Origin of the sequence: Ectothiorhodospira shaposhnikovii, assembly GCF_022227765.1 — a bacterium.
Classification (GTDB): domain Bacteria; phylum Pseudomonadota; class Gammaproteobacteria; order Ectothiorhodospirales; family Ectothiorhodospiraceae; genus Ectothiorhodospira.
Map to the genome: position 1 here is coordinate 41801 of NZ_JAJMLZ010000003.1, position 11672 is coordinate 53472.

An 11672-nucleotide genomic window follows, 5' to 3' on the forward strand; every position below is an offset into this window, starting at 1 on the left:
CCGCCTCAGGCGGCATCCTGCTTCGGGTTCAGTGCGTTCACCAGTCTCAGCACCGCCTGCACCCGCTGTTCCAGGGTTTCCATCGGCTCGAAGAACCTGAGCTTGTCGGGGCCGTCGAGCCGATAACCCTGGGGATTGGACTGGATCAGGCGGATGACGTCGGCGGGATCCACGGCCGGGTCCGGATGAAAGAGCACTCGTCCGCCCTGGGGACCCAGTTCCAGCTTGCGCACCCCCAGCGGCTGCAGTTTGAGCTTGAGCCGGGTGGCCTCCACCAGGTTTTTTGCCTGGGGCGGGAACAGCCCGAAGCGGTCGATCATTTCCACTTCCATTTCCCGTAGCTGTGCCTCGTCCCGGCAGCTGGCCAACCGCTTGTAGAGGATCAGGCGGCCGTGGACATCCGGCACGTAATCGTCCGGCAGCAGGGCCGGCAGACCCAGGTCCACCTCGGTGGTGTCGCCGGTCGAGGTTTCCAGGTCCGGGACCTTGCCTTCCTTGAGGGCCTTCACCGCCCGTTCCAGCAGTTCGTTGTAGAGGGTGAAGCCGATTTCCTGGATCTGGCCGCTCTGTTCATCACCCAGCAGTTCCCCCGCTCCCCGGATTTCCAGGTCATGGCTGGCCAGGGTGAAGCCCACGCCCAGGTCTTCCAGGGATTCGATGGCTTCCAGGCGCTTGACGGCATCCGGTGTCATGCCGGAGGGGGGGGGTGTGATGAGATAGGCATAGGCCCGGTGGTGACTGCGCCCGACACGGCCCCTGAGCTGGTGCAGCTGGGACAGCCCCAGCTTGTCCGCACGGTCCATGATGATGGTGTTGGCCGTGGGCACGTCGATGCCGGTCTCGATGATGGTGGTACACACCAGGATGTTATAGCGCCGGTGGTAGAAGTCGAGCATCACCTGTTCCAGTTCCTTCTCCCGCATCTGTCCATGGGCGATGCCGATGCTGGCGGAAGGGAGCAGTTCCGCCAGTTCGCGGGCGGCCTTGTCAATGGTGTCCACCTGGTTGTGCAGGTAGTAGACCTGACCGCCGCGCCGGATCTCGCGTAGGCAGGCCTCCTGGATCAGGGCATCGTTGCGCTGGCTGACGAAGGTCTTGATGGCCAGTCGTTCTTCCGGCGGGGTGGCGATGATGGACAGATCCCTGAGTCCCGACAGGGCCATATTGAGGGTGCGTGGGATGGGGGTGGCGGTGAGTGTGAGCATGTCCACCTCGGCCCGCAGGGCCTTGAGCCGCTCCTTGTGTCGCACCCCGAAACGCTGTTCCTCGTCGATGATCACCAGCCCCAGGTTCTTGAACTTGAGATTGCCTTGGATCAGCTTGTGGGTGCCGATGACGATATCCACGCGCCCGTCTTCCAGGCCTTCCATCACCGCTTGCTGCTGTTTCTGGGAACGGAACCGGGACATGGACTCGATGCGGATGGGCCAGTCGGCGAAACGGTCGCGGAAATTCTGGTCGTGCTGCTGGGCCAGTAGGGTGGTGGGTACCAGCACCGCCACCTGCTTGCCGTCCTGGACCGCAACGAAGGCGGCACGCATGGCCACCTCGGTCTTGCCGAAGCCCACGTCACCGCAGACCACCCGGTCCATGGGGCGCTCGGACGCCATGTCCGCCAGCACGGCCTCGATGGCGGACAACTGGTCCGGGGTTTCCTCGAACGGGAAGGCGGCGGCAAAGGCCGCGTACTCATCGCCATGGGGCTGGTAGGCGTGCCCCTTGCGGGCGGCCCGCCGGGCATAGATGTCCAATAGTTCCGCCGCCACGTCCCGGGCCTTTTCCGCCGCCTTGCGGCGGGCTTTGGCCCAGGTATCCGTACCCAGCTTGTGCAGCGGGGCATGCTCCGGATCGGAACCGGTGTAACGGCTGATCAGGTGCAGGGAGGAGACGGGTACATACAGCTTGTCACCGCCGGCATATTCCAGGGTGAGAAACTCGGTTTCCTGGCCGCCGACGGTGAGTTTCTGCAGGCCCAGATAACGGCCCACGCCGTTGTCCTCATGGACCACGGGTGCGCCGGGGTGCAGGTCCGTCAGATTGCGGATGACCGCATCCGCGTCCCGGGTGGGGCGATGACGGCGCCGTTCCTGGCGGACCCGCCGGCCGAACAGGCTGGATTCGGTCAGGATGGCCAGACCGGACTGGGGCAGATACAGGCCGTCATCCAGCGGCGCCACGGTCATGCACAGGGGCTGCTCCGCGGCAAGGAAGGCCTGCCAGGAATCCACCGGGGTGGGCAGAATGCCGAAGGGGCGCAGGGTGTCCAGCAGCACTTCCCGTCGTCCGGCGGATTCGGCGGTGAACAGGACGCGTCCGCTAAAACCCTCCAGAAACCGTTGCAGGCCCTGGGCGGGCTCGTTCTGGCGGGGATGAATCCGCAGGTCGGGCAGGGCTGCGGTTTCCATGTTGCACAGGCCCGCGCCGGTATCGGGCAGTGCCATGGCCTGGATCTGCAGATGCCGGCCCCGTGCCCATTGCCGGGACAGGGTTTCCGGGTCCAGGAACAGGCTGTCGGGGGGGAGCAGGGGGCGTTCCCGGTCATGGCGACGTTGCTCATGGCGATGGGCCACCTGATCGGCAAAGCCCCGGGCCGCCGTGTCCGTGTCGCCTGCCTGGATGAACAGGGTATTGTCGGGCAGGTAGTCGAACAGGGTCTCGGTGTGGTCGAAGAACAGGGGCAGGTAGTATTCGATCCCCGCCGGGGCGGCCCCCTGGCTGACCTCCCGATAGATCAGGCTGGCCTGGGGGTCGCCTTCAATGAGGGTGCGATAGCGTTGGCGAAAACCCTTGATGCCGGCTTCGTTGAGAGGGAACTCATGGGCGGGCAAGAGACGCACCTGCATGACCGTGTCCCGGGAGCGCTGGGTTTCCGGGTCGAAGGTGCGGATGGACTCGATCTCGTCATCCATCAGGTCGATGCGATAAGGCACCTCGCTGCCCATGGGAAACACGTCCAGCAGGGCACCCCGGACCGTATATTCACCATGCTCCATCACTTGGTTCACATGCCGGTAACCCGCCTCTTCAAAGCCGCTTCGGAGCTGATCCCGGTCGATGCGTTCTCCCTGGGACAGGAGCAGACACTGGGACTGCAACCAAGCCTTGGGTGCCAGCCGCTGCATCAGGGTGGTCACCGGGATGATCAGGGCGCCGTGCCGGAGGGAGGGCAACCGGAACAGGGTTTCCAGGCGCCGGGAGACGATGTCCTCATGGGGAGAAAAGACATCGTAGGGCAGGGTTTCCCAGTCCGGGAGGGCGAGGATGTCCCGGGTGTCGCCCAGGAAAAAGCCCAGTTCCAGCTCCAGGCGCTCGGCAGTCTGGGTATCGGGAGTGACCACGACACTCAGGCCCCGGTGCCGTTCCAGGGCGGCGGCCACGGCCAAGCCCAGGGCGGCGCCATACAGCTGCCCCCAGTGGGCACTTTGGTTTTCATGGGGCAGGGCGGGGGGATTGAGGGGGGTGAAGGTCTTTGACTGATCCATCCTGACTGCGGCCCGGCGGCTTCATTGACGAGCGCAGATTATACCCGGATGGGCAGGGGGTGTCGGCAGGCGGGGAAGAACTGCCCCGCCAATGGCGGGGCAGTGACGGCTCAGGAGGATTCCTTGTCGTCGGTTCTGATGTTGAGCAGGGTGTAGGCAGGGCACCAGCTCATGAGGGCGCTGGCCAGCGGGATCAGACCCAGCCAGCCCCAGGGGGTCTGAGGGCCGACAAAGACGAGGGCAATCAGCCCCAGGCCGACCACGATGCGGATCATGCGATCAGTGGAACCCATATTCTTCAGTTCTTCCAGATTCATGCGGTGTGCTCCTCGGGTTGGATAACAGCTTAAATCATAGCGGTTACAGGGTTATTCTGATTGACTAGGGGCAGGGTTTTTGGGATTCATTCTCCTTTGATTACGGGATTAGTCCCTGTAACGTTTCAGAAGATCCCCATAGGCATCGATCCGTCGGTCCCGCAGATACGGCCAGATTCGCCGTACCGCCTCGCTGCGGGCCTTGTCGATATCCACCACCAGTACCTGTTCCTGGCTGTCCGAGGCCTGGGCCAGGAATTCTCCCTGGGGGCCGCAGACGAAGCTGGATCCCCAGAATTGACTGCCGGCGGTGACCCCGGACGGATCCGCCTCAAACCCTACCCGGTTGCAGGCCGCCACCGGGATGCCGTTGGCCACCGCATGGGCGCGCTGCACGGTGATCCAGGCCTCCCGCTGACGGGCCTGTTCATCGGCCGTGTCGTTGGGGTCCCAGCCGATGGCAGTGGGGTAGATCAGCAGTTCCGCCCCGGCCAGGGCCATCAGCCGTGCCGCTTCCGGGAACCACTGATCCCAGCACACCAGCACGCCCAGGCATCCCACTCGGGTGTCCACCGGCTCGAAACCCAGATCCCCCGGCGTGAAGTAGAACTTCTCGTAATAGCCGGGATCGTCCGGGATATGCATCTTGCGATAGACCCCGGCCAGGCGCCCGTCGCTATCCAGTACTACCGCAGTGTTGTGGTACAGGCCGGGGGCACGCCGCTCGAACAGAGAGCCGACGATCACCACCCCCAGTTCCGCCGCCACCTCGGACAGGGCCTGGGTGCTGGGACCGGGAATCGGCTCGGCCAGGTTGAACAGCTCGGTATCCTCCGTCTGGCAGAAATACAGGCCGGTGTGCAGTTCCTGCAGGATGATGAGTTCGGCCCCTTGGGCGGCGGCCTCGCGGATGCCCCGCAGGCTTTTGTCCAGGTTGGACCGGGTATCTTCCGTGTTGGAATGCTGGATCAGTGCGATGCGCATGATGAGGTTCTGGGTCGGTTCAATGGTCGTGGAATGAAGGAAAGGCAAAGCCCGTTTCAACTGGAACGCAGGGAGTGCCGGTCCGGTGCGGGCGGCCCCCTGCGGGTCGCCAGGTAAAAGTGGAAGCAGGCCAGGCAGAGCATGAGCAGACTCATCAGCATGGCGCCCCGGTAGGGACCGAAGAAGATCCATGCCCCCAGCACCAGAAAGGCGATGCCCGTACTGCCCTGGATGATGAGTTTCTTTACCCGTCCCGCATTCCAGGTGGACATGGTGATGAACCACCAGCCCATGGGCAGGCCGGGAGCGGAGAACAGCACCACCAGCTGTCGGAAGATCCCCTCCAGATGGCCCAGGGCCAGATGAATGCCGAGGCTGCCGGCCATCAGCAGCAGCACACCGACGGCGGCGATCCGGTAGCTGGGCTGACGTGAGCGGTACCAGGGGCGTTTGACCGGGGTGTTCATCGGAGTGAAATACCTCAAGGATGTTCTGAGCAAACTATTTCGGCATGAAAATCGTCATTCCCGCCTCAAAACCGTCATTCCCGCGCAAGCGGGAATCCAGTCACGGGCCCTCCCGCTTTCGCGGGAGTGACGGCAGGTGCGGCCCGGGAATCCACCCACCCGCCGATCATTCCGGCACCCGTTTTTCGCAGGAAAGTGACGGGGCCAAGATATTGGTCGATTCCGATGCCGGCTGACAACCGCCACGGGCCGATCCATACAGTGCCATACACACACATTGGATCAACCGGAGCAAAAAGCGTTCAGAGGCCGGACCTGGACACCTTGATCAGAGATCAAATCTTTGCAAAACAGGCCTGCACCATAACCGAATCATGCCGGATTGCCCATATTGTTTCCCTCATCGCGAAACAGGCGTTTGGGAACCCACCACAGGAAGACGGCCATCCCCAGCAGTTCCACCAGACTCTGGAACACGATCACCACCACGGCCACCTCAAGGGAAGCCGGCAGCGCCAGGGCCAGCGGCAATACCACGAAAGAGTTACGGGTCCCGAAGCTGAAAGCCAGGACCCGGCCCTGTTCCGGGGGTAATCGGAACAGCCTGCTCATTGCCCAGGCCAGCCATCCCGCCGCGAGCAGGAACAGGGTGAAAATCAGCAGCAGATGCAGCAGCAGGGGGAGGGCGCCCACCACCAGATGGACCTGGGAGGTCGCCACGATGAACACCACCACTGCCAGCAGCGGCACCGGCAGGTCCCCCAGCCTGTTCACGAGCCTTCTGGGCCTGTCGGACCTTGCGGCCCAGTGCTCGGTGCCCAGTGCCAGCAGCAACGGCACGATGATCAGACCGAAAAACGCCAGCAGCATCTCGTCCCGGGCCAGGGCAAGGCTCAGGTCACCGGGAAACAGGAACCACAGGTAGATGGGCAGCAGGAGGATCTGAAGCAGCAGGCTGACGGGAGAAAAGGCGATGGCCCGCCGTGTGTCACCCCCGCCCAGCTGAGTGAAGGTGATGAACCAGTCCGTGCAGGGGACCAGCAGCACCAGGAGTATCCCCAGGCGCACGGCGGGGTCCTCGGGGGCCAGCAGCATCAATGTCCAGGCCAGCAGGGGGATGAGCACAAAGTTGCCCAGCACGGCCGCGGCCAGAAACCGGCCGTCCCGGAAGGCATCCCGCAGGCGGTTCAGCGGCACCAGGGTGAAGGTGGCGTACAGCAGCAGGCCCAATACGGGCCACAGCAGAGGTTCCAGCACCGCTCCGGCTGCCGGCAGGGCGGTGCCGAGCATGAGGCCTGTAAGAATGGCGGCAAGGTAGACGAAGACCTGATGGCGTTCCAGGGCCTGACGGTTCAAGTGACACCTCTCTTTGATTGACCGGGCGGATGCCCTGAATCGATCACGGGGTGCCGGAACTTGCCGGAATCCCGTCGGTTGGTTCGACTTGCAGGTTCAAGTCACCGCCACGCCCTTGACCATGGCCCAGACGGTCTGACCCTTTGCCAGCGCGAGCTGCCGGCAGGAACGCAGGCTGATACGGGCGAGCAGGGTCTGGCCACCGGCATCCAGAGTCAGGATCACATGTCCGGGCTGGGGATCATCACTGATGTCACTGATCCGGACCTGAAGGGCGTTGAGTACGCTGCTGGCATCGGGCCGGGTCAGGGCCACGGATACATCTCGGGCGAGAATGCGTGCCCTCAGGGGAGTGCCGACGGCCCGCTCCTGATGGGAGATCAGCAGACTGCCGCCGGCAAAGGCCAACTCCGTCAGGTGATCGGGTGCGTGGTGGACGGCCACGGTGCCTTCGATGACCGCCGAGGCCTGTTCGCTGTGGGCCAGGGGCAGGTCGGTGCGGGTCAGCAGAGTCTGCAACGGCCCCTGGGCCAGGGCGCGTCCCGCCTCCAGCAACACCATGTGGTCCGCCAGCCGTGCCACTTCCTCGATGGAGTGGCTGACGTAGACCACCGGTATGGACAGCTCATCCCTCAGTCGTTCCAGATAGGGCAGGATCTCCCCCTTGCTGGCCACGTCCAGGGAGGCCATGGGCTCGTCCATCAGTAACAGTTGCGGGCTGGTGAGCAGGGCGCGGCCGATGGCCACCCGCTGGCGCTGTCCACCGGAAAGGGCGTCCGGATAGCGGTCCAGCAAGGTTTCCAGGCCCAGCAGGGTCACCACGTCATCCAGTTTCACACGCCGTTCCCCGGCGGGAATGCGTTTGAACCCGTACAGCAGGTTGTTCCTTGCGTTGAGGTGAGGGAACAGGCTGGCCTCCTGAAACACATAGCCCAGGGGGCGTTGATGCACCGGAAGAAAGAATGTCGCATCCTGCCAGAGATCGCCGTTGAATTGCAGGCGGGCATCTTCAATGCGCTCCAGGCCAGCCAGGCAACGAAGGATGGTGGTCTTGCCGGAACCGGAGCGACCGAACAGCGCGGTGACGCCTTTTCCGGGGATCTGAAGCTCCACATCCAGGGTGAAGTCACCCCGTTCCAGACGGAACCTAGCCTGAATGCTCATGATCCCACCCCCACCACCTTGAATTTCCTGTTCAATCCATAGACTGCCAGCAGCAGTGAGAAGGACAGTATCACCAGGATCAGGGCCAGGGCATGGGCCGACTGATAATCCATGGCTTCCACATGATCGTAAATGGCAATGGAGGCCACCTGGGTCTGGCCGGGGATATTGCCGCCCACCATGATGATGACCCCGAATTCACCCAGGGTGTGGGCGAAGGAAAGCACCGCGGCGGTGAGAAATCCCCGTCGGGCCAATGGCGCCACGATGGTGAAGAATCGATCCAGCGGCGATGCCCGCAAGGTAGCGGCTACCTCCAGCACCCGCGTCCCGGTTGCCTGAAACGCGTTGGTCAGCGGCTGCATGACAAAGGGCAGGGAATAGATCATGGAGCCGATCACCAGGCCGGTGAAACTGAAGGCCAGGTGGTTGAACCCCATGGATTCCAGCGTGCCGCCCACCCAGCCTCGGGGACCCAGCAGGAGCAGAAGATAGAACCCGAGCACGGTGGGAGGCAGGACCAGTGGCAGGGTGACCAGGGCCTCCACAACCACCTTGCCCCGCCACCGGGTATGTGCAAGCCACCATGCCGCCGGTGCGCACAGTACCAGTAATATGGTGGTGCTGATGACCGCCAGCTTGAAAGTGACCCATAGGGCCATGGTGTCTTGGGGGGAGAGTGAAATGGGCATCATGGGCCTGGGAATGTCCAATGGGCAGTCAAAACCCGGCCCGATACCCGGAACAATGCCGCCGGGTATTGGGCCGGCGATGGGTCAGGGTATGCTGTAGCCTGCGGCCTCAATGACCCGCACGGCTTCCGGGCTGCGGATCCAGGCCATAAAATCCCGGGCCACTTCCATGTCGACGGCCCGCTTGAGAATCACCGCCTGCTGTTCGATGGGGTCAAACCACTCCGCCGGTGGAATCCAGTGGGACCCAGGAATGGTGCCATCGTCAGCCTTGACCTGGGCCAGGGCCACAAACCCCAGTTCCGCCGCGCCGGAGGCAATCTGCGAGTAGGCCTGTCCGATGGACTGGGCGCGTACCAGACGGCCCGCCCTGTCCAGGCTTTCCCAGATGCCCATGCCGGTGAGAATCTGCCGAGCGGCCACGCCGTAAGGGGCGTTGCGCGGATCGGCAATGCTGAGGAAACGGTAGCTTCCGGAGCGCAGTAGTGTTTCCGGGTCATTGAGGTAACCTTCCCGGCTGGACCACAGCACGGGTACGCCCACGGCGTAGGTGAACCGGGAATCTTCCAGGGCCAGTCCATCCGCGACCAGTGTTTCGGCGCGCAGGGTATCCGCGGAGAAGAACAGATCAAAGGGGGCGCCGTTGACCACCTGGGCGTACAAGGCACCGGATGCTCCGGCGCTGAGATTGATCTTATGGCCGGTTTCGGCCTCGTAGGCGGCGGTGAGGGTCTGCAGGGTGCCCAGGAAGTTGGCGGCTACGGCGGCCCGAAGTTCAGCGGCGGAAGCGGTCGTGATGCTGGTGAACAGCAAGAATAGAAACAGGATGACGTGTCTGGGTTTCATGTTTGAGCCTCCAGCAGGGTGGGTTCAGTCATTGACGGCCAGGATGACGTGGGGCGCCTTGATCAGGGCACAGGCCCGAGATCCCTGGGTGAGCCAGCCTTCGTCCAGGGCCTCCCGGGTGACGACGGCGGTGAGGACCCGGCCATGGCCCAGGTCCAGCTTGACCTCCGCGTTCACGGGGCCGGCTTCGATGTGGCTGACAATGCCCTGGAGGCGGTTACGGGCGGAAAAGCGCAGCGCATCGACCACTTCGCTCAGAATCACGAAGGAAGACTTGATCAGTGCATGGACTTCCCGGCCCACCTGCAGCCCCAGTTCCAGGCCGGCCTCATGGGTGACCACGGCGTGGATCTCCAGCCCATGGCCGATATCCACGGTAATCTCGTCGTTGACCGCGCCCTGCGTGACGCGGGAGATCTTGCCCTGGTAGTGGTTTCTTGCCGTTGTGCGCATGGATAGTTTCCTCATCAGTGTCCAGACATCGCCTAATTCGCCCGTGGACCGGGCCATTTGCTGCAGAAATTGCTGATACGCCTGTTCGGCGGCCCGGTACTGCGCAATCACCTGTTCGCCGTGGGCGGTCAGTCGGGTGCCGCCGCCGTGCTTTCCTCCCGCCTGCCGCAGCAGCAGAGGTTTGTCCGCCAGATTGTTCATGGCGTCGATGGCGTCCCAGGCCGCCTTGTAGCTCATGCCGATGGCCCGGGCCGCGGCGGAGATGGAGCCGGTGGCGGCGATCTGCTCCAGCAACTGGATGCGGGCGCCGCCAAGGAAGGTCTGGCCGTGCAGCTTGAACCAGAACTGCCCGTCGATTTCCGGTTGCATGGGGTTTTCCTGGTCTAAGGTTCGTTATGTATTTCTGTATATAGCGAATGTCGAAACACAACTCACGGGGTCGCTGTGCTCTAACTCAGCATTTTTTAGGCCAGCCAGATTGGTGCTTTTAAATGTCTGGTTTTAAAGGATTTGTTATTAAATCTCCATGGTCTGAGGGTGGGGTTTGCGACAGGAGAAAGGGGAGGGTGAGCCCGTTGTCTGAAATCCTACGTTTCCCGGGATCGGCCCGGCGGGCGGGGTGTCTGGGATAATGGCGTCATGAACGTGGATTGATTTATTTATATTCCTTGTCAGTATATGTGGTCCTGCAAATGGATGTGAGCACGTTATGGAGCCCGGAAAAGACCCATGATCCCTGCCTTCCTGCGCCGTCATCCCCTGACCGTCATCGTGCTGGCCCAGCTTTGCGGCACATCCTTATGGTTCAGCATCAATGGTGTGTGGTGGTCGATGGCCCCGGACCTGGGTCTGTCGAATGCGGATCTGGGGTATCTGACCCTGACCGTGCAGCTCGGATTCATCGTCGGCACGTTGACCATGGCGGCCACCGGCTTGGCGGATCGCTTTCACGCCAGTGTCATCTTCGCCGTGGCCTGTCTGTGCGGTGCGCTGGTCAATGGTGCCTTCCTGCTGGTGGCCGCCCAGCCGCCCTTTGATCTGTTGCTGCGGTTTCTGACCGGTCTTTGCCTGGCCGGGATTTATCCTCTGGGGATGAAATTGATCATCTCCTGGGTGCCACGGCACGCGGGGGTGGCGCTGTCCTGGCTGGTGGGCATGCTGACCCTGGGCACGGCACTACCGCACCTGATGCAGGGGATGACGCTGGGCATACCCTGGCAATGGCCCCTGCTGGGGGCCTCGATGCTGGCGCTGCTGGGCGGGGGACTGGTGCTGCTGCTGGGCGATGGCCCCCACCTGCCCAAGGCCGGAGGTAAGATCCCGCTGCGCCAGGGACTTTCAGGGCTGAAGATCCCGCGTTTTCGTGCCGTGGCCGGGGGGTATTTCGGTCATTGCTGGGAGCTCTATGCCTTCTGGATGCTGGTGCCGTTGCTGGTGGGGCGGGAGATTGGCCGTCTGGGTGCCGCGGATGCCTGGATACCCTGGCTGGCGTTCGCCATCATTGCCCTGGGGTTTGCGGGGTGTGTGGGCGGCGGTGTGATCAGTCGTTACCGGGGGAGTGAGTGGGTGGCCCGTCGCGCCCTGGCGATGTCCGGCGCCCTGTGTCTGGCCTATCCTTTCCTGACCTGGGCACCCGCCGGTTTATTGCTGATCCTGCTGGCCCTGTGGGGGGTGGCCGTGATTGCCGATTCGCCACAATTCTCCGCCCTGGCGGCAGCCAATGCCCCGCAGGAGCTGGTGGGTTCATCGCTGGCGGTGATGAATGCCATCGGCTTTGCCCTGACGGTGCCCGCCATCTGGCTGACCAGCCTGTTGTGGGAATTGCAAGGTGCCTGGGTCCTTCTGTGGCTGCTGCCGGGACCCTTACTGGGCCTGTGGGCGATGCGGGGCTTGAAGAAGAAGTAGCATCAA

Annotated in this window: 10 protein-coding genes; 1 reads left to right on the forward strand and 9 read right to left on the reverse strand. The window is 63.2% G+C overall.

Annotated elements, in window-relative coordinates; translation table 11 throughout:
* Window positions 1-5 precede the first annotated feature (5 nt).
* From mfd to LQD11_RS05155, 9 genes are all read right to left on the reverse strand, one after another.
* Entirely contained in the window at window positions 6-3482 is a 3477-nt protein-coding gene (gene mfd, locus LQD11_RS05115) for a transcription-repair coupling factor (protein WP_238616563.1), read from the reverse strand.
* Between the two features lie 110 nt (window positions 3483-3592).
* Window positions 3593-3799, reverse strand: coding sequence for a YgaP family membrane protein (locus tag LQD11_RS05120; protein WP_238616564.1), 207 nt, complete (start codon window positions 3797-3799; stop codon window positions 3593-3595).
* A gap of 108 nt (window positions 3800-3907) precedes the next feature.
* A complete protein-coding gene (locus LQD11_RS05125) occupies window positions 3908-4783 on the reverse strand; it encodes a carbon-nitrogen hydrolase (protein WP_238616565.1) in 876 nt (291 codons plus the stop codon).
* A 56-nt stretch (window positions 4784-4839) separates the two neighbouring features.
* Window positions 4840-5250: a hypothetical protein gene (locus LQD11_RS05130; protein ID WP_008932188.1), complete on the reverse strand. Its 411-nt coding sequence runs from the start codon at window positions 5248-5250 to the stop codon at window positions 4840-4842.
* Between the two features lie 372 nt (window positions 5251-5622).
* Entirely contained in the window at window positions 5623-6606 is a 984-nt protein-coding gene (locus LQD11_RS05135; protein WP_238616566.1) for an arsenic resistance protein, read from the reverse strand.
* Window positions 6607-6702: 96 nt separating this feature from the next.
* Window positions 6703-7770, reverse strand: a complete 1068-nt coding sequence (gene modC, locus LQD11_RS05140; RefSeq protein WP_238616567.1) for a molybdenum ABC transporter ATP-binding protein — start codon at window positions 7768-7770, stop codon at window positions 6703-6705.
* Complete coding sequence (gene modB, locus LQD11_RS05145) at window positions 7767-8465, reverse strand: molybdate ABC transporter permease subunit (RefSeq protein WP_200175542.1); 699 nt, start codon at window positions 8463-8465, stop codon at window positions 7767-7769. Before modB ends, modC begins: the two co-directional genes overlap by 4 nt.
* A gap of 81 nt (window positions 8466-8546) precedes the next feature.
* Entirely contained in the window at window positions 8547-9308 is a 762-nt protein-coding gene (gene modA / locus LQD11_RS05150) for a molybdate ABC transporter substrate-binding protein (RefSeq protein ID WP_200175534.1), read from the reverse strand.
* Between the two features lie 24 nt (window positions 9309-9332).
* Entirely contained in the window at window positions 9333-10130 is a 798-nt protein-coding gene (locus tag LQD11_RS05155) for a TOBE domain-containing protein (protein ID WP_238616568.1), read from the reverse strand.
* Between the two features lie 360 nt (window positions 10131-10490).
* On the opposite strand from LQD11_RS05155, the gene LQD11_RS05160 reads away from it, so the two are divergent.
* Entirely contained in the window at window positions 10491-11666 is a 1176-nt protein-coding gene (locus tag LQD11_RS05160) for an MFS transporter (protein ID WP_238616569.1), read from the forward strand.
* Window positions 11667-11672 lie beyond the last annotated feature (6 nt).